23 protein-coding genes are annotated in these 26,161 nt (G+C 62.8%); 13 read left to right on the top strand and 10 right to left on the bottom strand.

Annotation, left to right across the window (positions count from 1 at the left end; all coding sequences use genetic code 11):
• Window positions 1–71: 71 nt before the first annotated feature.
• Window positions 72–476, top strand: a complete 405-nt coding sequence (locus P9272_RS32255; protein WP_128256116.1) for a GtrA family protein — start codon at window positions 72–74, stop codon at window positions 474–476.
• Between the two features lie 180 nt (window positions 477–656).
• Here the strand turns inward: P9272_RS32255 and P9272_RS32250 are convergent, their stop codons facing one another.
• Window positions 657–1,481 (bottom strand): MurR/RpiR family transcriptional regulator, encoded by an 825-nt coding sequence (locus P9272_RS32250; protein WP_128256115.1) that lies wholly within the window; start codon window positions 1,479–1,481, stop codon window positions 657–659.
• Window positions 1,482–1,627: 146 nt separating this feature from the next.
• Between P9272_RS32250 and P9272_RS32245 the strand changes: the two genes are divergently transcribed.
• From P9272_RS32245 to P9272_RS32190, 12 genes are all read left to right on the top strand, one after another.
• Window positions 1,628–2,446 carry an N-formylglutamate amidohydrolase gene (locus P9272_RS32245; protein ID WP_278164065.1) on the top strand — a complete coding sequence of 273 codons (819 nt, stop codon included), beginning with the start codon at window positions 1,628–1,630 and terminating at the stop codon, window positions 2,444–2,446.
• A 20-nt stretch (window positions 2,447–2,466) separates the two neighbouring features.
• Complete coding sequence (locus tag P9272_RS32240) at window positions 2,467–4,023, top strand: amino acid permease (RefSeq protein WP_128256113.1); 1,557 nt, start codon at window positions 2,467–2,469, stop codon at window positions 4,021–4,023.
• 86 nt (window positions 4,024–4,109) lie between these two features.
• Window positions 4,110–5,480 (top strand): glutamine synthetase family protein, encoded by a 1,371-nt coding sequence (locus P9272_RS32235; RefSeq protein WP_128256112.1) that lies wholly within the window; start codon window positions 4,110–4,112, stop codon window positions 5,478–5,480.
• 182 nt (window positions 5,481–5,662) lie between these two features.
• The gene (locus P9272_RS32230) at window positions 5,663–7,051 is read left to right on the top strand and encodes an aldehyde dehydrogenase family protein (RefSeq protein WP_278164061.1); all 1,389 of its coding nucleotides are present in this window, start codon (window positions 5,663–5,665) and stop codon (window positions 7,049–7,051) included.
• A 17-nt stretch (window positions 7,052–7,068) separates the two neighbouring features.
• Window positions 7,069–8,241 carry an iron-containing alcohol dehydrogenase gene (locus tag P9272_RS32225; RefSeq protein WP_278164060.1) on the top strand — a complete coding sequence of 391 codons (1,173 nt, stop codon included), beginning with the start codon at window positions 7,069–7,071 and terminating at the stop codon, window positions 8,239–8,241.
• 245 nt (window positions 8,242–8,486) lie between these two features.
• Window positions 8,487–9,593: an ABC transporter substrate-binding protein gene (locus P9272_RS32220; RefSeq protein WP_128256109.1), complete on the top strand. Its 1,107-nt coding sequence runs from the start codon at window positions 8,487–8,489 to the stop codon at window positions 9,591–9,593.
• A gap of 61 nt (window positions 9,594–9,654) precedes the next feature.
• Window positions 9,655–10,569, top strand: coding sequence for an ABC transporter permease subunit (locus P9272_RS32215; protein ID WP_278164057.1), 915 nt, complete (start codon window positions 9,655–9,657; stop codon window positions 10,567–10,569).
• Window positions 10,566–11,357 (top strand): ABC transporter permease, encoded by a 792-nt coding sequence (locus P9272_RS32210; RefSeq protein ID WP_128256107.1) that lies wholly within the window; start codon window positions 10,566–10,568, stop codon window positions 11,355–11,357. Before P9272_RS32215 ends, P9272_RS32210 begins: the two co-directional genes overlap by 4 nt.
• Before the next feature lie 25 nt (window positions 11,358–11,382).
• A complete protein-coding gene (locus P9272_RS32205; RefSeq protein WP_278164055.1) occupies window positions 11,383–12,447 on the top strand; it encodes an ABC transporter ATP-binding protein in 1,065 nt (354 codons plus the stop codon).
• Window positions 12,448–12,577: 130 nt separating this feature from the next.
• Entirely contained in the window at window positions 12,578–14,128 is a 1,551-nt protein-coding gene (locus tag P9272_RS32200) for a sodium:proton antiporter (RefSeq protein ID WP_128256105.1), read from the top strand.
• A gap of 193 nt (window positions 14,129–14,321) precedes the next feature.
• A complete protein-coding gene (locus P9272_RS32195) occupies window positions 14,322–15,239 on the top strand; it encodes an endonuclease/exonuclease/phosphatase family protein (protein WP_278164052.1) in 918 nt (305 codons plus the stop codon).
• A 7-nt stretch (window positions 15,240–15,246) separates the two neighbouring features.
• Window positions 15,247–16,092, top strand: a complete 846-nt coding sequence (locus tag P9272_RS32190) for an EamA family transporter (protein ID WP_128256103.1) — start codon at window positions 15,247–15,249, stop codon at window positions 16,090–16,092.
• A 47-nt stretch (window positions 16,093–16,139) separates the two neighbouring features.
• Here the strand turns inward: P9272_RS32190 and P9272_RS32185 are convergent, their stop codons facing one another.
• From P9272_RS32185 to P9272_RS32145, 9 genes are all read right to left on the bottom strand, one after another.
• A complete protein-coding gene (locus tag P9272_RS32185; RefSeq protein WP_278164049.1) occupies window positions 16,140–17,387 on the bottom strand; it encodes an MFS transporter in 1,248 nt (415 codons plus the stop codon).
• A 93-nt stretch (window positions 17,388–17,480) separates the two neighbouring features.
• Window positions 17,481–17,798, bottom strand: a complete 318-nt coding sequence (locus tag P9272_RS32180) for a Dabb family protein (RefSeq protein WP_128256101.1) — start codon at window positions 17,796–17,798, stop codon at window positions 17,481–17,483.
• An 8-nt stretch (window positions 17,799–17,806) separates the two neighbouring features.
• On the bottom strand, window positions 17,807–19,435 hold the full coding sequence (locus P9272_RS32175; protein WP_278164046.1) for a choline dehydrogenase: 1,629 nt from the start codon (window positions 19,433–19,435) through the stop codon (window positions 17,807–17,809).
• Between the two features lie 6 nt (window positions 19,436–19,441).
• A complete protein-coding gene (locus tag P9272_RS32170) occupies window positions 19,442–20,203 on the bottom strand; it encodes a 3-ketoacyl-ACP reductase (protein ID WP_128256099.1) in 762 nt (253 codons plus the stop codon).
• Window positions 20,200–21,702: a GMC family oxidoreductase gene (locus P9272_RS32165; RefSeq protein ID WP_278164043.1), complete on the bottom strand. Its 1,503-nt coding sequence runs from the start codon at window positions 21,700–21,702 to the stop codon at window positions 20,200–20,202. Before P9272_RS32165 ends, P9272_RS32170 begins: the two co-directional genes overlap by 4 nt.
• Before the next feature lie 6 nt (window positions 21,703–21,708).
• Entirely contained in the window at window positions 21,709–22,824 is a 1,116-nt protein-coding gene (locus P9272_RS32160) for an ABC transporter ATP-binding protein (RefSeq protein WP_128256097.1), read from the bottom strand.
• A 23-nt stretch (window positions 22,825–22,847) separates the two neighbouring features.
• The gene (locus tag P9272_RS32155) at window positions 22,848–23,792 is read right to left on the bottom strand and encodes a carbohydrate ABC transporter permease (protein ID WP_278164041.1); all 945 of its coding nucleotides are present in this window, start codon (window positions 23,790–23,792) and stop codon (window positions 22,848–22,850) included.
• Window positions 23,789–24,748, bottom strand: coding sequence for a sugar ABC transporter permease (locus tag P9272_RS32150; RefSeq protein WP_128256095.1), 960 nt, complete (start codon window positions 24,746–24,748; stop codon window positions 23,789–23,791). Before P9272_RS32150 ends, P9272_RS32155 begins: the two co-directional genes overlap by 4 nt.
• 123 nt (window positions 24,749–24,871) lie before the next feature.
• Window positions 24,872–26,125, bottom strand: a complete 1,254-nt coding sequence (locus P9272_RS32145; RefSeq protein WP_128256094.1) for an ABC transporter substrate-binding protein — start codon at window positions 26,123–26,125, stop codon at window positions 24,872–24,874.
• Window positions 26,126–26,161: the final 36 nt, after the last annotated feature.

The following is a 26,161-nucleotide window of genomic DNA, read 5'->3' as shown; positions in this document are numbered from 1 at the left end:
TCGTCACGGTGGCGCGGGACCAACGCCCAATCAGCTCTTAAACTGATTCAACGCAATCGTGAGGTTGCCTGATGAGCAATGCCGGCCAGCAGCAGCGTTCGACCGGCAACAAGATCGTTCGCTTCGCCTTGGTCGGGCTGGTCAACACCGGCATCGACCTCACCGCATTCTACCTGCTGCTCAAGCTTGCGACGCCGGCTCTGGCGTCCAATGTCGGCGCGTGGTTCGTAGCGGTCCTCTTCTCCTTCGTGGCGAACCGCTTCTGGTCGTTTGAGCGGGACCCGGACATCCGGCTGCACCACTCCTTCCTGCGCTTCGTCTCGCTGGGAGCGCTGATTTCGCTAGGTGTTTCCAGTCTCTCCATCGCGGCACTGGCAGGGGCCATCGGCGTGTGGCCAGCCAAGATCATCGGCGTCGTGGTCGCGGCCGTGCTGAATTTCCTGGCAGCGCGCTGGTCGATCGAGGGGCGGCTGTAAGGATTTCGCCCGGCCGGCCGGATGTCAGGACCTAATCCATGATCTGCTCATGCCGGAAACGACGGCGCAAAGGTGGCGCAGGGAGTCCCCGTCAGCGAGCCCGGTGATGTCGAGATAATCGAGAACCCGGACTGCCGTCTCGGCCTGATCCCTACGGTATTTTCGCGAAGGCCGAAGATCTCAGCGCAAGCTTTCGAGATCGCGGATGCGCTTGGCGCCGGCGGCTTCCAATTGCCTCGTCACGGCGCCAATCAGCGTTTCGGCGACCACGAACAGAGCGGCGGACGAATCCCAGGCCGAAGGCACGGCGGTGCGCCCGGCGATCACATGGCGGGCGAAGCGGGCGATCGGCGACAGCCACTGGTCGGTGAAGAGAATGATCTGCACGCCCCGGTGATGCGCCTTCTCGGCGAAGCGGACGAGACTTTCCTGGTAGCGGCGGATGTCGAAGATCACCAGGACGTCGCGCTTGCCCATGTCGATCAGGCGGTCGCGCCAGATGCTCTCCTGGCCGGCGAGGTGATAGACATCCGGCTGGATGATGGCCAGATGGGCGGCCATGTAGCGCGCCAGCGGATCGGTGAAGCGGCCGCCGATGAGGAAGGTCTTGCCGCGCCGTTCGGCAAGCCGCGCGGCTATGTCGGTGAGCTGCTTGTCGGTGAGGTGGCGGAACGTCTCGCGCAAATTGTCGAGCGTTGCCTCCAGCATCGGCGAGGCGGCGCCGCCGGCCGAGCCTGGATTGAGCGTGCGCGAGGCGGGCGACTGCAATTGCGCCGCCAGCTCATCCTGCAAAGCCGACTGGAATTCGGGGTAGTTCTGGAAACCCAGCCTGGCGACGAAACGCAGGATCGTCGGCGAGGACACACCGGCCGCGGCCGAGAATTCGGCGACCGTCTTCAGCCCCGTCAAAGGATAGTTGGCAATCAGCGTCTGGGCGGCGCGGCGCTCGCCGGCCGGCATCGCGCCGATGCGGTCGGAGATCAGTTCGGCAATGCTGGAAACCATGGTTTTCCCCCGCCTGTTGACCTGCCGCCGCCGTTTTCCCGAATTCGCGTTTGACAAAGCCGTTTAAACTGTATGAAATCATTCACCGGGACGCAATGAGGCAAAATACGTAACATAAAATACAGCGCTCCCGAGGGGACGGCAGTATGGAGAAAGCACGGCTCGCAAGCCTTGCACCGTCGGAAACCGTAAGGGTGACCAACCCTGGCGGCTTGAGCCCCTTCGTCTTCACCTGCGACCACGCCTCGAACTTCCTGCCCACCGAATTCGGCACGCTCGGCCTGCCGGCCGAAGACCTTTCACGCCACATCGCCTGGGATCCAGGCGCGCTGCCCGTCGCTACCCGCATGGCCGAGGCGCTCGACGCCACCTTGGTCGAGACCCGAGTTTCGCGGCTCATCATCGACTGCAACAGGCCACTCGACGCGCCCGACCTCGTGCCGCCGGTCAGCGAGACGACCGCCATTCCCGGCAATGCCGGTCTTTCCGAGCAGCAGCGCGCCGCGCGGGTCGATCTGTCCTGGCGTCCGTTTCACGACACGATCGCGGGGATTATCGACGCGCGGCTGGCGCGAGGCCAGGAGACGCGGCTGGTTTCGGTGCACTCCTTCACCCCGGTCTACAAGGGCAAGAGCCGGCCGTGGCATATCGGGATCATCCATGACGACGACCGCCGCCTGGCGAAGCCTCTGGTCGCGGCATTGCAGCGGCTGGCCGGCGTCAACGTCGGCGTCAACGAACCTTATTCGCCGGCCGACCGCGTCTATTTTACGCTGGAGCGGCACGCGCGTTCGCGCGGTCTTGCCTGCGCGATGATCGAAATCCGCAACGACGAAATCGCCGGCGAGACCGGGCAGCGGAAATGGGCGGATCTGCTCACAGGCATATTCTCGAATCTGGAGCCCGAGGAGGCCAGGGGCTCCCGACAGAGCGCAATGGGAAAGTCAGTACAATCGGCCAGCTAAGAAATTAAAGGGGACTTCACATGGCAGCACCGGGTTATACAGACGCCGACAAGGCGGAGGACGTAAAACACCTCCACAGCATGGGCTATGCCCAGGAACTGGAGCGGCGCCTCAGCCGCTTTTCAAATTTCGCGGTTTCCTTCTCAATCATCTGCATCCTGTCCGGCGGCATCAATTCGCTGGCTCAGGCAACCTCCGGCGCCGGCGGCATCGGCATCGGCATCGGCTGGCTGGTCGGCTGCTTTGTCTCGCTTACTTTCGCCGTGGCCATGTCGCAGATCAGCTCGGCCTATCCAACGGCCGGCGGCCTCTATCACTGGGGCTCGATCCTCGGGAATCGCGGCACGGGCTGGGTGACGGCCTGGCTCAACCTGCTCGGCCTTATCACGGTGCTCGGCGCCATCAATGTCGGCACCTGGACATTCTTCATCGGTGCCTTCGGACCGGCGCTGGGAATTGACGGTTCGCTGACCAATCAGATGATCTTCCTGGTGATCGTCACAGGCCTTCAGGCGCTGATCAACCACCTCGGCATCAAGCTGACGGCAAAGCTGACGGACTTCTCGGGCTACCTGATCTTTTTCGGGGCGATCCTGATCGCCGTCGTCTGCCTGATTTCGGCCGAGCATTGGGACTTCAGCCGCCTGTTCACCTTCCACAACTACTCCGGTGACGCTGGCGGCGGCGTCTGGCCGCAGGTGTCGAACGCCTGGGTGTTCGCGCTTGGCCTCCTGCTGCCGATCTACACGATCACCGGCTATGATGCCTCAGCGCACACCTCGGAGGAAACCATCAAGGCGGCGTCTTCCGTGCCGCGCGCGATGGTGATGTCGGTCATCTGGTCGGCCCTGTTCGGCTATCTGTTCCTGGCCGCTTTCGTGCTGATGATTCCGAACATGGACGACGCGGCGAAGCAGGGCTGGAACGTGTTCTTCTGGGCTTTCGACCAGCGCGTCGGTACCGGCATCAAGGAGTTCGTCTATCTCGTCGTGTTCTTAGCGCAGCTCTTGTGTGGGCTTGCGACCGTCACCTCGGCTTCGCGCATGATCTTTGCCTTCTCGCGCGACGGCGGCCTGCCCGGTTCAACTGCGCTCGCCAAGGTCAGCCCCACTCATCGCACGCCGGTTGCGGCGATCTGGACGGCCTCGATCCTGTCGGTGTTGTTCGTGTGGGGTTCGTCGGTGGTCTCGGTCGCCGGCACCTCGGCTTACACGATCGTGGTATCCTGCACCGTCATCTTCCTGTTCCTCTCCTTCATCGTCCCGATCGTGCTCGGCATGATGGCCTGGGGAACGCCGAAGTGGGACAAGATGGGGCCATGGAACATGGGACGCGGCCTCTTCATGCTGTTCGGCATTCTGTCTATTGTATCGATGATCCTGATCTTCGTCATCGGCATCCAGCCGCCGAACGACTGGGCGCTCTACATCACCGTCGGCTTCTTCATCCTGACGGCGATCGTCTGGTTCGCCTTCGAGCGCAACCGCTTCCAGGGCCCGCCGCTCGGCGAAATCATCGCGGCGCGCCAGGCGGCCATCAAGGCGGCCGAGCAGGCGGTCGGCGAGACCGGCCACTGAACCTTCGCTTCACGGCCATGGCCGGCACAATGCCGGCCATGGCCTCGTTTCTCCCTTAAATCGACAAGCATTGGAGCGCCAAAGGAATGGCCGGGAATTTCTCGTTCGATCAGTTGAAGAAGGCGGTCTCGAACGGCGAGATCGACACGGTGCTGGCCTGCATCGTCGATATGCAGGGCCGGCTCGCGGGAAAGCGCTTCCTGGCCCAGTATTTCGTCGATTCGGCGCATGGCGAGACGCATGGCTGCAACTATCTGCTCGCCTGCGACATCGATATGGAGCCGGTGCCGGGCTACAAGGCGGCGAGCTGGTCGAAGGGCTATGGCGACTTCGTCATGAAGCCGGACCTGTCGACGCTGCGGCGCATTCCGTGGCTGGAGAAGACGGCGCTGGTCATCTGCGACGTGCTCGACCATCACACGCATGAGGATCTTGGGCACTCACCCCGCGCGATCCTGAAGAAGCAGGTCAAGCGCCTGCAGGAGCGCGGCTATATCGGCTATTTCGCTTCCGAACTCGAATTCTATCTGTTCAGCGAGACCTACGATTCGGCCCGCAAGAAGCACTGGCAGGGGCTCGACAGCGCCTCGCCCTATATCGGCGACTACCAGATCGGCATCACTTCCAAGGAAGAAGGCGTCATGCGCCGGCTTCGCAACGAGATGGAGGCGGCCGGCATTCCGATCGAGAATTCCAAGGGCGAGTGGGGCCCCGGCCAGGAAGAGATCAATGTGCGCTATGCCGAAGCGCTCGACATGGCAGACCGCCACGTCATCCTGAAGAACGGCGCCAAGGAGATCGCCGATTCCGAAGGCAAGGCCATCTCCTTCATGGCCAAATACAATTACGGGCTCGCCGGCAATTCCAGCCATATTCATAATTCGCTGTGGAGCGCCGACGGCAAGACCCCGTTGTTCTTCGACAAAAAGGCTGACTGGACGCTATCGAGCCTCGGCCAGCAATGGGCGGCCGGCCAGCTCAAATACGCCAAGGAGTTCACGTGGTTCCTGGCGCCCTACATCAATTCGTACAAGCGCTTCCAGGCCGGCACCTTCGCGCCGACCAAGATCATGTGGAGCGAGGACAACCGCACCGCCGGCTTCCGGCTCTGCGGCGAGGGCACCAAGGGCATCCGCATGGAGTGCCGCATCGGCGGCGCCGACCTCAATCCCTATCTCGCCTTCGCCGCTTTGATCGCCTCCGGCCTCGCCGGCATCGACGAGAAGCTGGAATTGCAGAAGCCTTTCGTCGGCGATGCCTACCAGGCCTCGCGGCTGCCCGAGATCCCGAAGACACTGCGCGACGCAACCGAGACGCTGGCCAAGTCGAAGATGCTGAAGCAGGCCTTCGGCGAGGAGGTGATCGAACACTATGTGCACACCGCCCGCTGGGAGCAGTTCGAATACGACCGCCGCATCACGGATTGGGAACTGCATCGAGGCTTCGAGAGGTATTAAGGTGTCGCGTTAGCGTCGGCGCTGCCCATCACCCTAACCTCTCCCGTGAGAACGAGGAGAGGGGTAGCCGGCGTTGGAACGCTTCCCTTTTCCCCGTCCCTACACAGGGAGAAGGTGCCGGCAAGCGGATGAGGGCAGGCCATACGCATATCAATTGTTGCAAAATTGCGAGGACTTATAAAATGACCGAAACGGTCAAACTCAAATCCCCCATCGACGGCTCGATCTATGCCGAGCGGCCGGTCGCGAGCGACCAGGCGATCAACGCGGCGGTCGAGCGCGCCAGGGCGGCGCAGGAAAAATGGGCCGAGACCCCGGTCGTCGAGCGCGGCAAATACATGCTGGCGATGCTCGAGGCCCTTATCGCCATGACCGACGAGATCGTGCTCGAGATCGCCTGGCAGATGGGGCGGCCGGTGCGCTATGGCGGCGAGTTCGGCGGCGTCAAGGAACGCACCAACTATATGGTCGAGATCGCCGAACGGGCACTCAAGCCGGTCATGGCCTCGAACCCTAAGGACGGTTTTCGGCGCTATGTGAAGAAGGTGCCGCTCGGCGTCGTATTGGTGATCGCGCCGTGGAACTATCCCTACCTCACCGCCGTCAACACCATCGTGCCGGCGTTGATGGCCGGGAGCGCCGTCATCCTCAAGCACGCGGCGCAGACGCTCCTCGTCGGCGAGCGCTTCCAGCAGGCCTTCGACAAGGCGGGGCTGCCCAAGGGTCTGTTCCAGAATCTCGTCATGAACCATGCCCAGACCGAGAAACTGCTCGGCTCGGGCAAGATCGACCACGTCAACTTCACCGGATCGGTCGGCGGCGGCCGCGCCATCGAGAAGGCGGCGGCCGGCACCTTCATGACGCTCGGCCTCGAGCTCGGCGGCAAAGATCCCGCCTATGTCCTGCCCGACGCTAAGCTGGACCATGCGGTCGCCAACCTTGTCGACGGCACCTTCTACAATTCCGGGCAGTGCTGCTGCGGCATCGAGCGCGTCTATGTGCACGAGAAGGTCTATGACGAGTTCGTCGAAGGTTTCGTCGCCGAGACGAAAAACTATGTCGTCGGCAATCCGCTGGAACAGGCGACGACAATGGGTCCGATGGCTCAGGCGCGCTTTGCCGACCTGATCCGCGAGCAGAAGGCCGAGGCGCTGCGCAAGGGCGCCAAGGCGCATATCAATATGAAAGTCGAGAACGACAAGGCCGGCTCGCCCTACCTGGCGCCGGAAGTGCTGACCGAGGTCGACCACCAGATGAGCGTCATGCGCGAGGAAAGTTTCGGGCCGATCGTCGGCATCATGAAGGTGCGCAACGACGAGGACGCGATCGCGCTGATGAACGACAGCCCCTACGGGCTGACCGCTTCGATCTGGACACGCGACACCGAACGCGCCGTGGCGATCGGCGACCGCGTCGAGACCGGCACCGTGTTCATGAATCGCTGCGACTATCTCGACCCGGCGCTGGTCTGGACCGGCGTCAAGGACACCGGCAAGGGCGCGGCGCTCTCGGCCATCGGCTACGATAATCTGACCCGGCCGAAATCCTATCACCTGCGCGAAGCGATCTGACCTTTCGAAAGACAACAATGTCCAAGCTCATCTCCAAATGGAACTACCCCACCACCGTTCGTTTCGGCGCCGGGCGCATCAAGGAATTGCCTGATGTGCTCAATGCGACAGGCATCAAGCGGCCGCTCTTCGTCACCGATCCGGGCCTCGCGAAGCTGCCCGTCGTCGCCTCGACGCTGGAGATCCTCGACGATGCCAAGATCCCGTATGGCGTCTTCTCGGAGGTGAGGCCGAACCCGGTCGAATCCAATCTCATCGCCGGCATCGCGGTGTTCAAGAAGGGCAAGCATGACGGCGTCATCGCCTTCGGCGGCGGCTCCGCGCTCGACCTCGGCAAGCTGATCGCCTTCCAAGCCGGACAGACACGGCCTGTATGGGATTTCGAGGATGTGGGAGACTGGTGGACCCGGGCCAATTCGGATGTGATTGCTCCGATCATCGCGGTGCCGACCACGGCGGGCACGGGATCCGAGGTCGGCCGCGCCGGCGTCATCACCAATGAGGAGACCCACACCAAGAAGGTCATCTTCCATCCGAAGCTTCTGCCCGCGATCGTCATTGCCGATCCGGAACTATCGGTCGGCATGCCGCCTTTCATCACAGCCGGCACCGGCATGGACGCGCTGGCGCATTGCCTGGAGGCCTATTGCGCGCCGGGGTATCATCCGATGGCCGACGGCATCGCGGTGGAAGGCATCCGACTGGTGTTCGAGAACCTGCCGAAGGCCTTCGCCAACGGCAAGGACCTGGTCGCGCGCGCCCATATGATGAGCGCGGCGGCCATGGGCGCCACCGCTTTCCAGAAGGGATTGGGGGCCATCCATTCGCTGTCGCATCCGATCGGCGCGCTCTACGACACCCATCACGGCATGACCAATGCGGTGTTCATGCCCTATGTGCTGGCCTTCAACCGCGAGGCGATCGAGGAGCGCATCGCACGGCTCGCCGCCTATTGCGGCATCAAGGGCGGCTTCGACGGCTTCGCCAAGGCCATCATTAAGCTGCGCAAGGAGCTCAAGGTGCCGCACGCGCTGCCCGGCCTGATCAAGGGGCTCGACATGGACAAGAAGCGCAAGACCCTGATCGCCGACATGGCGGTGGTCGATCCGACCGCCGGCGGCAACCCCGTGAAGCTCACCAAGAAAGCAGCGCTGACGCTGCTCGAAAATGCCATCGCCGGCTCCGTGTGAGAGCCGGCCTCAATGCCAAGGAGTTGAATAAGGGAACACTCGAGGAAAAGGGAGAAGGGGCAAAGATCAAGGCAGCTAACCATTAGCCGGAAAATTAAGCGCGGGCTAATTGCTACAGTCCGTTAAAAAGAGTTAACTTTTTTCGCTGTGGGGCTCCGGTTTCAAAAAGCCTTCATCTGGCTGTCACACGAAAACGATACCCGCATCGCAGGCGCCTAAACGCGCCAGTTCAACGGAGAGAACACATGTTCAAGTTCACGGGGAAAGTGCTTTCCCTCTCGGCCGCGGCGCTCTTCGCGTCGACGGTGATTTCGTCCGCGGCTTCGCTGGACGATCTCGTCAAGGCCGCGAAGGCTGAAGGCCAGCTCACCACCATCGCGCTTCCGCATGACTGGTGTGGCTACGGGGCAGTGATCGACGGTTTCAAGGCTAAGTATCCGGGGATCACCATCAACGAACTTAATCCGGACGCCGGTTCGGGCGACGAGGTCGAGGCGATCAAGGCCAACAAGGACAATAAGGGCCCGCAGGCGCCCGACGTCATCGACGTTGGCCTGTCGTTCGGCCCGACCGCCAAGAAAGACGGCCTTCTGATGCCTTACAAGGTGTCGACTTGGGACTCGATCCCGGACAGCGCCAAGGATGCCGACGGCGCCTGGTACGGCGACTATTACGGGGTGCTCTCCTTCCAGGTGAACAAGGATCTGGTCAAGGAATCGCCGACCGACTGGGCCGATCTCCTGAAGCCGGAATTCGCCAACTCGGTCGCGCTCGCCGGTGATCCACGCGCTTCGAACCAGGCCATCCAGGCGGTCTACGCTGCGGGCCTTTCCGGCGGCGCCGCCGCTGGGGAAGCCGCAGGCACCGCTGGCCTTGACTACTTCAAGAAGCTCAACGCCGCCGGCAATTTCGTGCCGGTCATCGGCAAGACGGCGACGCTGGCTCAAGGCCAGACGCCAATCCTGGTCACCTGGGACTACAACGCGCTTTCGGGCCGCGACACGCTGAAGGGCAATCCGCCCGTCGACGTCATCGTGCCGAAGACCGGCGTCGTTGCCGGCGTCTACGTGCAGGCGATCAGCGCCTTCGCGCCGCATCCGAACGCCGCCAAGCTGTGGATGGAGTATCTCTATTCCGACGAAGGCCAGATCGGCTGGCTGAAAGGCTACTGCCACCCGATCCGCTTCAACGATCTGGCCAAGAACGGCAAGATCCCAGCCGACGTGCTGGCCAAGCTGCCGCCGGCGGAGTCCTACGCTTCCGCGGTGTTCCCGACGCTCGACGAACAGGGGAAGGCCAAGGAAACCATCACCAAGAACTGGGACGCCGTCGTCGGCGCCAATGTGAAGTAACAGCGTGATATCGGCCGGGCGACTTGGTCGCCCGGCCTCGTTCCCGAATGGTAGCCGGCGCATGACCGATCTCTCGCTATCCAACAAGGCAATTGCGGGAAAGACCGCGCCGCCAGCCGAGGCGCGAAGCCTGCGGCTGCCGACGCAGTGGCTTGGCGTCACGCCCTTCTTCGTCTTCGCCGTAATGTTCCTGATCCTGCCCACTCTCTATCTGATGCTGGGCGCTTTCCAGAACGAGTCGGGTGAATTCACCTTCGCGAACATCGTCGCGCTCTTTTCGGCCAACATCGTTGCCGCTTACTGGATCTCGATAAAGGTCAGCCTGGCGTCATCGCTGATCGGCGCCTTCGCAGGCCTTGCCATCGCCATCGCCATCGTGCGCGGCGGGCTGCCCAACTGGATACGTTCGGCGACGCTCACCTTCTCCGGCGTCGCCTCCAATTTCGCGGGCGTTCCGCTCGCCTTCGCTTTCATCGCCACGCTTGGGCGGCTCGGTCTCGTCACGGTGCTGCTCAACACGCTGGTCGGGCTGAACCTCTATGCGCATGGCTTCAACCTGCTGTCATTCTGGGGATTGACGATCACCTATGTCTATTTCCAGATCCCGTTGATGGTGGTCATCATCGTGCCAGCCATAGACGGCTTGAAACGCGAATGGGCGGAGGCCGCCGCGACGCTCGGCGCCACCCAGGCGCAATATTGGCGCATGGTGGTCATTCCGGTGCTTTGGCCGAGCTTCCTTGGCACCGTCATCCTGCTCTTCGCCAACGCCTTCGGAGCGATTGCAACCGCCTACGCGCTGACCGGCTCGTCGCTCAACATCGTTCCGATCCTGCTCTATGCGCAGATCCGGGGCGACGTGTTGCATAATGCCCATCTCGGCTACGCGATCGCCTTCGGCATGATCTTCATCACCGGGCTTGCCAACATCTTCTACATCTGGTTCCGGACGCGCTCGGAGAGGTGGCTGAAATGAAATCCGGCAGGTTCTGGGCCTGGTTCGTCTTCCTTCTGGGCGCGGCCTATTTCTTCATCCCGCTGATCGCGACAATCGAGTTCTCGCTGCGCATGCGGCGCGGCGTCTACTCCTTCGACGCCTACAAGGTCGTGCTGGGCGACAGCCAGTTCCAAGCGACCTTCATGTTTTCCGTGATCGTTGCCGTCTTCACCATACTGCTCGGCGTGCTGATCGTGGTGCCCACCGCATACTGGATCCGCCTGCGCCTGCCGCAGATCAGGCCGATCGTGGAATTCATCACGCTGCTGCCGCTGGTCATCCCGGCCATCGTCATCGTCTTCGGCTATATTCGGATGTACGGCTCGAATTCGCCGCTGCCGTTCTTGGGGTCCAATCTGGGGGCGAACGCGTTGCTGGTCATCGGCTACGCCGCGCTGGCGCTGCCTTACATGTACCGGGCCGTCGACACCGGTCTTCGCACTATTGACGTGCGCACGCTCACGGAGGCCGCGCAGATCCTCGGAGCAGGCTGGGGTACGATCATCACGCGGGTCATTTTGCCGAATGTGCTGATCGCAGTGCTGTCGGGCGCGTTCCTCACCTTTGCCATCGTCATCGGCGAGTTCACCATGGCCAGCCTGCTCAACCGCCCTGCTTTCGGCCCCTATCTGCAGAATTTGGTGGCCAACCGCGCCTATGAGCCGGCCGCGCTGTCCATCATTGCATTCATAATAACATGGGGCTGCATGTCACTGATTCAGATACTGTCGCGCTTCGCGCCGAAATCGGCGAACCGCCCCAATTGAGCGAAAAGCACTGAAAGAAAAAGCCATGGCCGAGCCGTTCCTCTCCATCCAGCATGTGCGAAAATCCTTCGGCGCCACTACTGTGGTCGAGGACTTCAATCTCGATGTCGCGCCCGGCGAGTTCGTCTCCTTCCTCGGGCCGTCCGGTTGCGGCAAGACGACGGTGCTGCGCATGGTCGCCGGCTTCGAGGAGCCCTCGGCCGGCAAGATCGTCGTCGGCGGCAAGGACATCACCAGGCTGAAACCCAACCAGCGCAATGTCGGCATGGTGTTCCAGGCGTATGCTTTGTTCCCGAACCTGACGGTGGCGCAGAATATCGCCTTCGGCCTGAAGGTGGGCGGCATGCCGAAGACTGACGCGGACAGGCGCGTTGCTGAAATGCTTGACATGATCAAGCTGCCGCAAATGGCCGATCGTTATCCCTACCAGCTTTCCGGCGGCCAGCAGCAGCGCATCGCATTGGCCCGCGCCATCGCGCCGAAGCCGAAGCTGCTTTTGCTCGACGAGCCGCTGTCGGCGCTCGACGCGAAGGTGCGTGTGTCGCTGCGCGACGAAATCCGCTCGATCCAGAAGAAGCTCGGCATCACCACCATCTTCGTCACGCATGACCAGGAAGAGGCTCTGTCGATCTCCGACCGCATCGCGGTGATGTATGGCGGCAGGGCCGAGCAGGTCGGCACGCCGTTCGAGATCTACAACCGGCCGGCAACCAAGTTCGTCGCCAATTTCGTCGGCACGCTCAACGTGCTGGAAGGCAAGGTCACCGACGCCGCCTCGGGCAAGGTGCAGGTCAACAGCCAGGAAGTCTCGCTGAAGGGCAAGCTCAACGGCTCCAAGTCCGGCGACACGCTGTCGCTCGCGCTGCGGCCGGAAGCGATCTCGCTGGGGCGGCAGCCTGGCCATGACGCCAGCCTGTCGGGCGAGATCGCCGAAGTGCATTTCCTCGGCTCGGTCATCCGCGTGCGCGTCGGCATCGGCGGCAACATGGTGTCGCTGGACACATTCAACAATTCTGCGACGCCGCCGCCGGCCGTCGGCGACAAGACGGACATCTCGTTCTCGTCGGGCGACATGCTGGTCCTGCACTAGGAAAGAGTGAATAGTGAATGGCAATCAGGATAGAGGGTGCATTACGCCCAAAATCTTCTGATGGTGGCCATTCACCATTGACCATTCGCTTTGCAGTGCCAAACGCCTGGTTCGATCGCTACGATGAACCATGGCCCTTTTCGAGCTCACCCTCATCCTGCTTCTGATCGCCGTGGCGCTGACGGCGGTATCGCGGCGGCTGGAGGTTCCCTATCCGTCATTGCTGGCGCTCGCCGGTGTTGCGCTCGCTTTCGTGCCGGGCGCGCCGGTGATCGAGATCGATCCGGAACTGGCACTGGCGCTGTTCATCGCTCCGGTGCTTCTCGATGCCGCCTATGACACCTCGCTGCGCGACCTGAAACGCTACCGGCTGTCGCTGCTGCTTCTGGCGCTCGGTGCCGTCGTCTTCACCACGGTGGTGGTTGCCTTCGTCGGCTGGAAGATTGGCGGCCTGCCGATCGCGGCGGCGATCGCGCTCGGCGCCATCGTCGCGCCGCCCGACGCGGTTGCGGCAAGCGCCGTGCTCAGCCAATTCAGGGTGCCGCACCGCATCACCGCTATCCTGCAGGGCGAGAGCCTGCTCAACGACGCCACGGCGCTATTGATCTATCGGATCGCGGTTTCCGCAGCGGTCGGCACGCTCATGCTCAAGGACGCGGTGCCCCTCATATTGCTTGCAACAGTTGGCAGCGTCGTTGCCGGTTATCTGTTCGGCCGAGTGTCGCTGCTCACCCTGACGCGCATCGAGGATGCGGCAAGCAGCACCGTGGTGCAGTTCGCCGGAACGTTCGCCGTCTGGATCATTGCCGACAAGCTCGGCCTCTCCGCCATCATCACCATCGTCGTCTATGCCATCACCATCGCGCGGACCGCACCACGCCGGATTTCTGCGAGGCGCCGCGTCAGCACCTACTCGGTCTGGGAATCGGCCGTCTTTGTGCTCAATGTGCTGGCCTTCGTGCTGATGGGCCTGCAGGCTCGATCGATCGTCGGTCGGCTCTCCGGCGACGGGCAAGGCGAGGCCTTCTTCTTCGCCGCGACCGTGCTGGCCGTCGTCATCGTGGCACGTCTCGTCTGGGTGATGGGTTACGTTGCGGTGATAAGACAGATCAAGCGTTCCGACGGCCAAGGGCAGAAGCGGGATGCGCCGACATTTCGCGGTGCGGTGCTTGTCGGCTGGTGCGGCATGCGCGGGCTGGTGACGCTGGTCGTGGCGATCGCGTTGCCCGCTGACTTTCCTGGTCGAGACCCGATCGTGCTGGCGGCCTTCGCCGTCGTGCTCGGAACGCTTGTGCTGCAGGGCATGAGCCTGAAGCCGCTGCTGCGCCGGCTCAACTTCGATCGGGATACCTCGATCGACCGCGAAGTGGCCGAGGCCCGGGTGGCCATCATGCAGGCCGCGCTTGATGTGCTGAGCCGCAAGACCTCGTCCGCTGCCGCCGTCGTACGCGAGCAATACGAGGCGCAACGCCGGATCGCCGAAAATCCGGACGACGCGCAAGCCGCGACGGAATACGATCGGCTGCGTCTTTACGCCATCAAGCGGCAGCGCGACAGGCTGGAGGAGTTGCGCAGCAACGGCACGATCGGCGACGAGGCCTATCACCGGCTGGAAGAGGAGATCGACTGGTCGGAACTGGCGGCGGCTCCCGCCGGAAGCTTCCAGCCGCTGACGACCTAATAGGCCGTTCGCCGACCCTCGGCTGGACCATTTCGCCGGCCTGCGCGGGCACATTGCCACGGCACAGGCGGCGAGATAGTGCGATTCACCGAAACGGCGGCCTCTATCTCTTGACGCAATTCCGGACAGAAAGCCGCTCACACTTTTCCTGGAATTGCGCTACTGCGATCATCGGAAGTGAGCCGGTTAATCGATGAAGCTGATCAGCTACAACATCCAGTATGGCTACGGCAGCGATGGGCGCTACGATCTCGGCCGCTGCGCCGGGCTGGTGGACGGCGCCGACATCATCGCGCTGCAGGAAGTCGAGCGGCATTGGCTGCGCACCAATGAGGACGACCAGCCCGCGATCCTGTCCAGCCTACTGCCTGACTATTACTGCGCCTATGGTCCCGCCTTCGACATGGACGCCAGCGAGAAGCGCGAGGGCCGCGTCGTCAACCGCCGGCGGCAGTTCGGCACGATGCTGCTGTCGAAGCTGCCGATCGTCTGGTCGCGGCTGCATGCGCTGCCGATGCGCCGCACGCTGAGGCCGCTCAACACCCGCAACGCGGCGCTCGAATGCATGATCCGCACGCCGGCGGGATCGGTGCGGGTGCTTTCCCTGCATCTGGCGCATATCGCGGCCGAAGAGCGGCTGGAGCAGATCGACTATCTGCTTGCCGAGCATCGTCGAGCGCCATCCGACGGCGGCCCGTGGAGCGGCGCCGACGACGAGCGGCAGCGCAACTGGACGAATGGGGAGCTGGAACCGGAAAGCCCGGCGGCGGCCATCTGGCTGGGCGATTTCAACATGGAGCCGGGCAGCGCCGAATACCGGCGTATTACCGGCAGCATGCCGTATCATCCCGGCGCCGCTTATATCGATGGGTTCGTCGATGCTGCCACTGTCGCCAGCGAGCCTGGGCCGGATTTTCACACGCATGAAAAGATCATCGACGGCAGGCTGGCAAAACGCCGGCTCGACCATTGCTTCGTCGGCGGCATGCTGGCCGGTCGCGTCCGTTCGGTAACTGCCGACGTCGGCGAGGTGGCATCCGACCACTTTCCGCTAAGGGTCGCTATCGATCTGGAAACGCCGGGCATCGGCTCAAGTCTGGCGGGCAGGTGAGGCGGGCATGACGCTGTTCGTCTTCCTGGCTGTGCTCTCGGCGGCTGCCATGCATGCGATCTGGAACGCGCTGGTCAAGGTGCATCTCGACCGCTTTCTGTCGATCACGCTGATGACGCTCGGCATGGGCGCCGCGGCACTCGTTGTGCTGCCCTTCGTCGAAGTGCCGAAGGCCGAGGTCTGGCCATTCATCCTCGCCTCGGTCTTCTTCCACATGGGCTACCGGACATTCCTGATCGGCGCCTATAAAGCTGGCGATTTCGCCCAGACCTATCCGCTGGCGCGCGGCACCGCCCCCCTGCTCTCGGCGCTGGGCGGCATCGTGCTGGTCGGCGAGATGCCTGCGCCGCTCGCCATGGTGGGCATCATGCTGTTGTCGATCGGTACGCTGGTCATGTCGTTCCGCGGCGGCGCTCATCTGGAGAGGCTCAATCTGCGCGCGGTCGGCTTCGCGCTCGGCACGTCGATCTTCATCGCCAGCTACACGCTCTCCGACGGCAGCGGCGCGCGGCTCGCGGCGAACGCGACGAGCTACGCCGCCTGGCTGTTCGTCTGCGATGCTACGTGGGCGCTGGTGCTGTGCGTCGCCTTTCGTGGGCCGCGGTCGCTGCCCGTGCTGGTACGCGACTGGAAGGCAGGGCTGTTCACCGGCGTGCTCAGCGGCGCCGCTTACTGGATCGTCATGTGGGCGATGACCAAGGCGCCGATCGCCTCGGTCGCGTCGTTGCGCGAAACCTCGATCCTGTTCGCCATGCTGATCTCGGTGCTGGCGCTGGGCGAGAAGATGACGGCCTGGCGCGCAACGGCCGCGCTCGGCATCGTCGCGGGCGTCGTCGCGCTCAGACTTGGATAGATGCAATTGGGGACGGATGGCCGGGGCGAAGTCGCCGAACCAGCCCTTCACATTTTTCCTGGAATTGCTCCGGCTTCCCGATCAAGCACCGTCATCACCTGCCCCCGGCGTTCAGGACTGAAACGGATCACGATGATGATGCAGACGGCGACAACGCCGGCAAATAACGCCAGCGCGTAGCCGTAACTGCCGCCGGGAGCCTCGGCGATGCCCGCCTGGTAGGGGCCGCCATAGGAAGCAGCCAGATTGCCGGCCTGATAGATGAAACCCGGCAAGGTCGCCCGCACCGAGCCTGGCGACAGTTCGTTGAGATGTACCGGGATGACGCCCCAAGCGCCTTGCACGGCCACCTGCATGATAAAGGCGCCGATCGCCAGCATGAAGGGTGTCGTCGTGTAGGCCCAAAGCGGGATCGCCGGCAGGGCGATCACGCAAGCGAGCGTGATGGCGTTGATGCGGCCGATCTTCTCCGACAGCGCGCCGAAGGCGAGGCCGCCGACGATGGCGCCGATATTGGCGACGATGGTGATCCAGCTCACCGTATGCGGATCGAAGCCATGCTGCTTCTTCAGGAAGGTCGGGTAGAGGTCCTGCGTGCCGTGGCTGAAGAAGTTGAAGAACATCATCAGCACCACGGCATAGAGCGCGATGCCCCAGTGCTTCCTCAGCGTTTCGAGAAGACCGGGCCTCGCCTGCGAGCGGCCTTCGACGAAAGCAGGCGATTCAGGCACATGCGAGCGGATGAACAGCACGATCAGCGCCGGCGCGAAGCTCAAGAGGAACATGGCGCGCCAACCGATGGTGAAATCGCCGACCCTCTGCCCATAGAGCAGTCCGTAAGCAACAGCGGCAAGCAAATAGCCGGCCGGATAGCCGCATTGCAGGATGCCCGAGACCATGCCGCGCGCGCTGGGGGGAATGGATTCCATGGCAAGCGAGCTGCCCAGGCCCCATTCGCCTCCCATGGCAATGCCGAACAAGGCGCGCAGCGCCAGGAATATGCCGAGGTTGGGCGAGAAGGCGGCCAAGGCGCCGATCACCGAATAGCTGACGATATTCAGCATCAGGATAGGCTTGCGGCCATATTTGTCAGCAAGCATGCCGAAGAAGAAAGCGCCGATAAAGCGCGTCGCCAGTGTCAGGAACAGTGCTTTGGAGACCGCCGGGACATCGGTCTGGAATTCAGTGGCAATATCGGTGAGCAGGAAAGTCAGAAGGAAGAAATCGAAAGCGTCGAGCGTCCAGCCAAGGAACGACGCGACTACGGTTTTCTTCTGCTCAGTGGTGAGGTTCAAGGCGGTCCTCCTTTTGCATCCCCAAAAGCAACGATATGTTCCTGGGCGGGCAAAAGAGAACGGGACGGCAGCCAGTTTTAAGCCGGCGAGCGGTCACATTTGCGTCACCTCGAGATCAATGACCATCAGTCCATCGGTGCCGCCTTCGAGAGCGGCGACAAGGCGCGTGCCGGCGCGCTGATGTGCTTCGTGCGCGAGATAGGCGTCGCGGACGGCGGCATCACGAAAATCGATGGTGAAACCATGCGTGAAGCCGCGCCCGAAAGGCTCGGGGCTGACATTAGCGCTGAAATGTACTTGGCTCATGCCGTCGATGACCGCGCGCAATGCTTCGAGATCGGCGTGGATCGCCGCGCGCTCGGCTGCAGGAATATCCTCACGGAAGCGGACGAAGACGCAGTGGCGGATCATTGTTCTCCTCAAGCCGCCTGATTGCCCTTGAACACGGCCGGCGGCAGCGGCTCTCGGCCCAGGATGAGGTCGGCGCCCTTTTCGCCCACCATGATGGTCGGCGCATTGGTGTTTGAGGAGGGCACGCGCGGCATCACCGAGGCGTCGCAGACGCGCAAACCCCCGATGCCGCGCAGCCTAAGATCCGGCGTCACCACCGCCATCGCGTCATGGCCCATGCGGCAGGTGCCGACAGGATGATGATCGGTTTTCGAGGTGCGGCAGGCATAGTCGAACAGGTCGTCGTCGCTCTGCAGGTTTGGACCGGGCAGCACCTCGCGCAGCACGAAGGGCTGAAGCGCCTTCTGGCGCATGATCTCGCGCGCAAGCCTGAGCCCCTTGATCGACATGTCGCGGTCATAGGGATCGGACCAGTAGTTCGGATCGATCAGAGGGTGATCGGCCGGGTCGGCGCTCCTCAGCCGCACGGTGCCGCGCGAGCGCGGGCGCAGGAAGGCGGAGTTCAGCGTCACGCCTGGGTTCTTCAGCTTCTCGACGCCGGCCTCGATGCCGGAGCCAAGGCCGAGATGGAACTGGATGTCGGGCGAGGCGGCTGTCGGATCCGCGTACCAGAAGCCGCCGGTCTCGAACAGGCTCGAGGCGACCGGACCCTTCTTGAGCAAGAGGTACTGCAGCCCTGCCCACAGTGTGCGGTGCAGCTTGGCGTAGTTGTCGTAGGTGTGGTCGCCGGTGCATTCGGCGATCACGAACAGGTCGAGATGGTCCTGCATGTTGGAACCTACGCCAGGCAGGTCATGTACCGGCGTGACGCCGATCGATTTCAGATGGTCGGCCGGGCCGATGCCCGATTGCATGAGAAGCTTGGGCGAGCCGATGGCGCCGGAGGAAACGATCACCTCGCGTTCGGCGCGCAGGATCGTCTTTTCGCCGCCCGGTTTGTCGACGATCTCGACGCCGATGGCGCGGCCGTTTTCGACGACGACACGGGTGACCAGCACATCGGTCCTGACCGTCAAATTCTTGCGGGCACCGATCGGCTTCAGATAGGCCACGGAGGCCGATGAGCGCCGCGCATTCTTTTGGGTCAGCTGGTAGTAGCCGACGCCTTCCTGGCTCGAGCCATTAAAGTCCGGGTTGAAGGGTATGCCCATCTCCTGTCCGGCGCGGAAATATGCCTCGCAGATCGGCAGCGGCGAGATCGGGTTAGAAACGCCGAGCGGACCCTGGTCGCCATGGAAATCGTTGGCGAAGCGCTGGTTGTTTTCGGCGCGCTTGAAATAGGGTAGCACGTCGCGATAGCCCCAGCCCGCGAGGCCCTCCTCCTTCTCCCAGGCGTCGTAGTCGCGGGCGTTGCCGCGCGTGTAGATTTGGGCGTTGATCGACGAGCCGCCGCCGACCACCTTGGCTTGCGTGTACCAGAAGACGCGATCCTTCATGTGTTTCTGCGGCACGGTCGACCAGCCCCAGGAGGCGATGCCCTTTGTCATCTTGGCGAAACCCGCCGGCATATGGATCAGCGGATGCCAGTCCTTGCCGCCGGCTTCCAGGAGCAGGACGGAATTGCCCGGATCCTCGCTCAGCCGGTTGGCGAGAACGCAGCCGGCCGGACCGGCGCCAACAATGATGTAGTCAGCCATTGTCCCTCACAAGCGTGGCACCGAGAGCGCGCCATCGACATCGATGACCGATCCTGTCGAAAAGCGGAATTTACCGGAGGCCAGCGCCGCGACCACGGCGCCGATGTCGCCGGGCTCGCCCCAGCGTTTTGCCGGCACCAGGCCACCTTCGATCAGCGCGTCATATTTGGCTGAAACGCCGGCGGTCATGTCGGTGCGGATGATGCCCGGCCGCACTTCGAACACGCCGATGTTTTCGGGTGCGAGCCGCAACGCCAGATTCTTTACCCACATCGAAAGGCCGGCCTTGGAAATGCAGTAGTCGGCTCGTTCCGGCGAAGCCATGGCGGCGCTCACCGAGGTGATGGTGATGATCGATCGGGTTGCATGCGAGGGAGCGGCCAGCATTGCCTTGGCGACGGCCTGGCTGAGAAAGGCTGTGCCGCGCAAATTGATGTTCATGGCGCGGTCGAAATTCTCCGGCTTCAACTCGAGCAGATCGCCGCGGACCACAGCGCCAACGCCAGCATTGTTGACCAGGCAATCGATGCGACCGAAGGCGCGCATAGCGGCACCAATCAGCGTTGCATGATCGGAGAGGTTGGCAATATCACAGCGACTGTAGGCGAAGGCTGCACCGCGCGTCGTGATGTTCTCTATAAGGCGTTTGGCGGGATCGTCCGCGAGGTCGGCCACTAGAATGTCGAAGCCGGCATCCGCCAATGCCTCGGCGCAGGCAAGCCCAATGCCGCGCGCGCCGCCGGTGACGATGGCTGCCGGGCGGCTCATGCGGCAAGCTCCGTCTTGCGGATGTGGTCAGCCACGCGCAGCGCCTGCGCCGCGATCGACAACGCCGGATTGACCGCGGCCGATGTCGGCAGGAAGCCGGCGTCGACGACGAACAGGTTTTGATGGTCCCAGGCCCGGCAGAAGGGATCGAGCGGCGAGGTGGCTGGATCATTGCCCATCTTCACCGTGCCGCACTGGTGCGAGGGCGTGCGCTTGTCGAAGGGACGCGATAGCACGATTGGATAGCCGCAGGCACGAAGGTTCTCGCGCATCACTTTGGTCAAGCCTTCCAGCGACTGCATGTTGGAGCGGCGCCACTGCATGACGATCTCCTTGCCGTCGACCATAATGCGGCTTTCGGGATCGGGCAGGTCCTCGCACATGAGGTACCAGTCGACGGCGTGTCCGGCCATGAAGTCGAGCACGAATTTCGGCATCGTCTTCACATTGGCCTTGAGCATGTTGCCGTCGATCTTGCCGAGCAGTTGCACATTGCCGAGCGGCTTGCCGCCCTTGCCGTCCGACAGGTAATAGTCGTTGAGCATCAGCGTCTTCTGGTAGACGGATGTGTTGCGGCGCCGTGGGTCGATCGCTAGCATCGCGCTCGAATTGTGGTTCATGAAATTGCGGCCGACCTGGTCGGAGCTGTTGGCGAGTCCTTTGCCATTCGTGCTAGGCGAACGCAGCAGGATGGCGGCCGAGTTGATCGCGCCGGCTGAAAGGATGACGAGCTTCGGCGATAGCGTCTTTTGCGCGCCGTTTTGGGTGTAGTGGATGGCGGCGATCGACTTGCCGTCCGGAGCGGTTTCGAGCCAGTCGACACGGGCGCCGGTTTCCAGTCGGATGCTCGGGTCTCTTAGCGCTGCGGACAGCGGACCGGTCTGCGCGTCGATCTTGCCCTGGCCGGTGTTGGGGAAGGCGTCCCAGCCGGTCCTGCCTTCCTTCAGCCAGGTCTCGATGTCGACGCCGAGCGGCAGCGATGCCGGATGCAGCCCAAGGCTCTTGAGTTCGGCGCGGGCACGCGCGATCGGCGGCTCGTCCGGCACCGGCTTGAAGGCATAGGGAATCGAATGGAACGGCTCGGTCGGGTCCTCACCGAGCGTGCCTCGCACGCGAAACAGCTGCTCGGCCTTGGAATACCAGGGCTCGAATTCGTCATAGGAAAACGGCCAGGCCGGCGAGACGCCGCCGAAATGCTCGAGCTCGGAAAAATCCTCCTTGCGATAGCGGATCAGGACCGCGCCGAAGAATTTCGAATTGCCGCCGACATAATAGTAGTTGCCGGGATTGAAGGCAGCCCCGCCGGCCTCGCGCCACATCTCCTTCGGCCGGTAGTGCTCGTCCAGGAAAATCGATCGCGTCGAGCGCGCATGCGGCGTCGCGGGCAACGGCTCGCCGCGCTCCAGGATCAGGATCGAGGCGCCGCTGCCGGCCAAGCCGGAAGCGATCGTGGCGCCGCCGATGCCGGAGCCGATGATGACGATATCCGGGTTTGCCATAGTTCTTTAACGGATGCGCTTCTCGGTAGCCGGGTCGAAGAACACCGCCTTGCTGAGATTGAACGCAAGCGGCGTGCTGGTTCCGGGCTGGATCCTGGCATCGGCCCTGAGCCGCGCCACGACGCCCTTGCCGCCGAGATTGGTGACGGCGAACGTGTCGGAGCCCGCCGGCTCCACCACCTCGATGTGGCAGTCGGCGGTGGCGATGTTTGAGCCGTTGCGCTCGGCGCCTTCCGGGTCGGTCAGCGCTTCCGGGCGGACACCGAAGATGACCTGCTTGTCCTTGAAGGCCGCAAGACCGGCGGGCGCGCCGGGCATCGGCAGCACGATCGGCTGGCGCGCCTCGCGGTCCAGCACCACCGAAAGCCCGGCGCCGTTGCCGTCGATCTTTGCCGGGATCAGGTTCATCGCCGGCGAGCCCATGAAGTCGGCGACGAAGATGTTGGTCGGGTTGTTGTAGATCTCGGCCGGGGTGCCGAACTGCTGCACCTCGCCGTCGCGCATGACGGCGATCTTGGTCGCCAGCGTCATCGCCTCGATCTGGTCATGCGTGACATAGACGATCGTCGTGCCAGTGGTGGCATGCAGGCGCTTGATCTCGATGCGCATGTCGACGCGCAGCTTGGCGTCGAGATTGGAGAGCGGCTCGTCGAACAGGAAGAGTTTCGGGTCGCGCACCAGCGCCCGGCCCATGGCGACGCGCTGGCGCTGGCCGCCGGAAAGCTGGCTCGGCTTGCGGTTGAGCAGGTGGCCGATCTGCAGGATCTTGGCCACCTTGTCGATCGCCGCCTGACGCTCCGCCGCCGGCACGCCGCGCATCTCCATGCCGAAGGCGATGTTTCCAGCCACCGTCATGTTCGGATAAAGCGCATAGCTCTGGAAAACCATGGCGATGTCGCGCTTCGAAGGATGGAGGTCATTGATCGCGCGGCCGTCGACGCGGATCTCGCCTTCGGTAATCTGCTCCAGCCCGGCGATGGTGTTGAGCAGCGTGGACTTGCCGCAGCCGGACGGGCCGACCAGCACCAGGAAGCCGCCTTTTTCGAGCTCGACATTGATGCCCTTCAGGATCTCGACATTCCCGAAGCGCTTCTTCAGCCCATCAATTTCCAGAAAAGCCATGGTCGTTCCTTCAGAAACCAGGGTCAGCCCTTGACCGCGCCGGCCATCAGACCGCGCACGAAATAACGGCCGGCGACGACATAGACGATCAGGGTGGGAAGCGCGGCGATCATCGCCGCGGCCATGTTGACGTTGTACTCGACGACGCCGGTCGAGGTGTTGACGACATTGTTCAGCGCCACGGTCATCGGCATCACGTCGCCGGTGCCGGCATAGGCGGAAGCGAAGAGGAAGTCGTTCCAGATGTTGGTGAATTGGTAGATGACGGTGACGACGAAGATCGGCATCGAGTTCGGCAGCATGATGCGGCGAAAGATCTGGAAGAAGGAGGCACCGTCGACCTGCGCCGCCTTGACCAGTTCGGTCGGGAAGGCCTCGTAATAGTTACGAAAGAACAGCGTGGTGAAGCCGAGGCCGTAGACCACGTGAACGAAGACCAGGTTCACCGTCGAATTGCCGAGGCCGAAATTGAATCCCGTCGCGTTCTGCAGCGTGACGCCGAACCGGCCGAGGCTGCCGAGGATCGTCGCCATCGGCAAAAGCACCGACTGGAACGGGATGAAGCAGGCGAACAGCATCATGGCGAAAACCAGCGTGTGGCCACGGAAGCGCCATTTGGTCAGCACATAGCCGTTCAGCGCGCCGAGCAGCGTCGAGATCAGCACAGCCGGAACCACCATCTTGATGGAGTTCCAGAAGTAGCCCTTGATGCCGGCGCAGGTGAGGCCGACGCAGGTCTCGCCCCAGGCCTTGAACCACGGCTCGATGGTCGGCGACTGCGGCAATGCCAGCATGTTGCCGTTCTGGATCTCGTCCATCGTCTTGAACGAGGTGACCAGCATGACGAATAGCGGCATCAGGTAGAAGACCGCGAACAGCGCGAGCAGGCCGTAGATGACGATGCGGTTGATCGTTCTGGCGCTCAGACCGCTCGAAGCCGGACGGGCAGGCGAGGTGACAGCGCTCATCGCGGCTTCTCCCTGAGTTCGGAATAGAGATAAGGCACGATGATCGCGGTCAGCGTCATCAGCATGATCACCGCGCTCGCCGAGCCGACCGCCATCTCGTTGCGCTTGAAGGTGAATTCATACATGAAGTTGGAGGGCAGCCAGGCCGAGCCGCCAGGGCCGCCACTGGTCAGCGCCACCACCAGGTCATAGGACTTGATGGCGAGGTGCGCGAGCACGATGAAGGCCGACAGGAAGACGGGCCGCAGCAGCGGAATGACGATGCGGCGGTAGAGCTGGAAAGTGGAAGCGCCATCGATCTGCGCAGCCTTCATGATCTCGCCGTCGATGCCGCGCAGGCCGGCCAGGAACATCGCCATGATGAAGCCGGAAGCCTGCCAGACGCCGGCGATCACCACCGTGTAGATGACGAAATCCTTGTTCTTGATCCAGTCGAAATGGAAGCTCGTCCAGCCCCATTGATGCAGCGTCTGCTCCAGCCCGAGGCCGGGGTCGAGGAACCATTTCCAGGCGACGCCCGTGACGATGAAGGAGAGCGCCATCGGGTAGAGATAGATCGGCCGCAACACGCCTTCGCCGCGGATCTTCTGGTCGAGCAGGATGGCCAGGAACAGGCCGAGCGCCAGGCAGATCAGGATATAGAGGAAGCCGAAAATGCCCATATTTGTGATCGAGGTGTACCAGCTTGAAGGCGGGTCGCTCTCGAAGGTCCAGCGCCAGAGCCGCTGATAGGCGCGGGCACCGGTGATGTCATAGGACGGGAAGGTCTTGGAGTTTGTGAAGGACAGATAGATCGTCCAAAGAATGAAGCCGTAGACGAAGACGATCGTCGCCGCGAAGCTCGGCGCCAATACGATCTTCGGCAGCAGATCCTGCAATCGCGAACGGACCGATGCGCCGGGACGGGCGTCGTGCTCCGGTGTCAGCTTGATCTGGGTTTCGGCAACTGTGCTCATCGGCTTGTCCAGTTCCGGTTGGTCGGAAACCGCCCGGCGCAAAAACGCACCAGGGTTGTCCCACACCTTTGTCGACAGGAGACCTCCTCCGCCGAAGCGGGGGAGGGTTGGTTCAAATGAACCTTACTTGGCGTCGTCGATCGCCTTGACCAGCTCGGTCACGGCCTCGTCGGAGCTCTTGATCTGACCATGGACGAACTTCGACACCACGTCCTTGTAGGCGTTGGCGACGGCCGGCGGGGCGCCGTAGCCCTGCGCCAGCGAGCCGAACAGCGTGCCGCCCTCATTGGCCTTCTTCAGGTCGGCGATACCCTTCTTACCGCAAGCGTCGAAGTCGGTGTCAGGCACGTCGGTACGGGCAGGAACCGAACCCTTCACGACGTTGAAGGCCGACTGGAAGCTCTTCGACAACGTGGCCGTGGCAAGTGCCACCTGGGCGGCCTTGCGGTCTTCCGGAACGTTGAACATGCCGAACATATCGGAGTTGTAGATCACGGAACCGTCGGTGCCCGGGAAACGGTAGCAGAGGAAGTCGGTGCCTGGCGTCTTCTTGGCGGCGTGGAACTCACCCTTGGCCCAGTCGCCCATGACTTGAACCAGCGCATCGCCCTTGATGACCATGGCGGTGGCGAGGTTCCAGTCGCGGCCCGAGAAGTTCGGATCGACATATTTGACGAGCTTGGCCAGGTTGTCGAACGACTTCTTCATCGTGTCGGACTTGAGGGAATCCTCATCGAGGTCGTTCATCGCCTTCTTGTAGAATTCCGGACCGCCGGTCGACAGAACGACCGAGTCGAACATCGTGGCTTCCTGCCAGTTTTGGCCACCCAGCGCGAGCGGGATGACGCCGGCAGCCTTGGCCTTGTCCAGCAGGGCTATGAAGTCGTCGAAGGTCTTCGGCTCGGTGCCGCCGATCTTGTCCATCACGGCTTTGTTGATCCACAGCCAATTGACTGAGTGGACGTTGACCGGAGCGGCCACCCACTTGCCGTTATAGACCGAGAACTTCTGCAGGGCGGCCGGAACCGATTTGTCCCAGCCTTCCTTCTTGGCGGTCTCGGTCAGGTCGCCCATGACGCCGGCGGCCGCATAGTCGAGCACGGTGTAGCCGAGCATCTGAGAAGCGGTCGGATAATTACCGGCCGCGACCATCGCCTTCAGCGCTGTCATAGCGGCGTCGCCGCCGCCGCCGGCCACCGGCACGTCCTTCCAGGCATAGCCTTCCTTGGCCAGATCCTGCTTCAGCACGTTCAGAGCGGCCGCTTCGCCGCCCGACGTCCACCAATGCAGCATCTGCACTTCCTTGACGTCCGCGGCATGCGCCGAGAACGCAAAGCTCGTCGCAAGAGCCGTTCCGATAAGCAGTTTGCGCAACATGTACTACCTCCCTTGTTGCATACACATAGCCGACGG

The organism is Mesorhizobium sp. WSM4976 (assembly GCF_029625685.1).
Classification (GTDB): Bacteria; Pseudomonadota; Alphaproteobacteria; order Rhizobiales; family Rhizobiaceae; genus Mesorhizobium.
Note: the sequence above shows the minus strand (reverse complement) of the source record. Positions and strands in the feature narration are given on the sequence as shown.

Bases quoted from the DNA above. Each gene is read 5' to 3' on its own strand.
- P9272_RS32255 (WP_128256116.1), top strand. From the start codon at position 72: ATGAGCAATGCCGGCCAGCAGCAGCGTTCGACCGGCAACAAGATCGTT.
- P9272_RS32250 (WP_128256115.1), bottom strand. From the start codon at position 1,481: ATGGTTTCCAGCATTGCCGAACTGATCTCCGACCGCATCGGCGCGATG.
- P9272_RS32245 (WP_278164065.1), top strand. From the start codon at position 1,628: ATGGAGAAAGCACGGCTCGCAAGCCTTGCACCGTCGGAAACCGTAAGG.
- P9272_RS32240 (WP_128256113.1), top strand. From the start codon at position 2,467: ATGGCAGCACCGGGTTATACAGACGCCGACAAGGCGGAGGACGTAAAA.
- P9272_RS32235 (WP_128256112.1), top strand. From the start codon at position 4,110: ATGGCCGGGAATTTCTCGTTCGATCAGTTGAAGAAGGCGGTCTCGAAC.
- P9272_RS32230 (WP_278164061.1), top strand. From the start codon at position 5,663: ATGACCGAAACGGTCAAACTCAAATCCCCCATCGACGGCTCGATCTAT.
- P9272_RS32225 (WP_278164060.1), top strand. From the start codon at position 7,069: ATGTCCAAGCTCATCTCCAAATGGAACTACCCCACCACCGTTCGTTTC.
- P9272_RS32220 (WP_128256109.1), top strand. From the start codon at position 8,487: ATGTTCAAGTTCACGGGGAAAGTGCTTTCCCTCTCGGCCGCGGCGCTC.
- P9272_RS32215 (WP_278164057.1), top strand. From the start codon at position 9,655: ATGACCGATCTCTCGCTATCCAACAAGGCAATTGCGGGAAAGACCGCG.
- P9272_RS32210 (WP_128256107.1), top strand. From the start codon at position 10,566: ATGAAATCCGGCAGGTTCTGGGCCTGGTTCGTCTTCCTTCTGGGCGCG.
- P9272_RS32205 (WP_278164055.1), top strand. From the start codon at position 11,383: ATGGCCGAGCCGTTCCTCTCCATCCAGCATGTGCGAAAATCCTTCGGC.
- P9272_RS32200 (WP_128256105.1), top strand. From the start codon at position 12,578: ATGGCCCTTTTCGAGCTCACCCTCATCCTGCTTCTGATCGCCGTGGCG.
- P9272_RS32195 (WP_278164052.1), top strand. From the start codon at position 14,322: ATGAAGCTGATCAGCTACAACATCCAGTATGGCTACGGCAGCGATGGG.
- P9272_RS32190 (WP_128256103.1), top strand. From the start codon at position 15,247: ATGACGCTGTTCGTCTTCCTGGCTGTGCTCTCGGCGGCTGCCATGCAT.
- P9272_RS32180 (WP_128256101.1), bottom strand. From the start codon at position 17,798: ATGATCCGCCACTGCGTCTTCGTCCGCTTCCGTGAGGATATTCCTGCA.
- P9272_RS32175 (WP_278164046.1), bottom strand. From the start codon at position 19,435: ATGGCTGACTACATCATTGTTGGCGCCGGTCCGGCCGGCTGCGTTCTC.
- P9272_RS32170 (WP_128256099.1), bottom strand. From the start codon at position 20,203: ATGAGCCGCCCGGCAGCCATCGTCACCGGCGGCGCGCGCGGCATTGGG.
- P9272_RS32165 (WP_278164043.1), bottom strand. From the start codon at position 21,702: ATGGCAAACCCGGATATCGTCATCATCGGCTCCGGCATCGGCGGCGCC.
- P9272_RS32160 (WP_128256097.1), bottom strand. From the start codon at position 22,824: ATGGCTTTTCTGGAAATTGATGGGCTGAAGAAGCGCTTCGGGAATGTC.
- P9272_RS32155 (WP_278164041.1), bottom strand. From the start codon at position 23,792: ATGAGCGCTGTCACCTCGCCTGCCCGTCCGGCTTCGAGCGGTCTGAGC.
- P9272_RS32150 (WP_128256095.1), bottom strand. From the start codon at position 24,748: ATGAGCACAGTTGCCGAAACCCAGATCAAGCTGACACCGGAGCACGAC.
- P9272_RS32145 (WP_128256094.1), bottom strand. From the start codon at position 26,125: ATGTTGCGCAAACTGCTTATCGGAACGGCTCTTGCGACGAGCTTTGCG.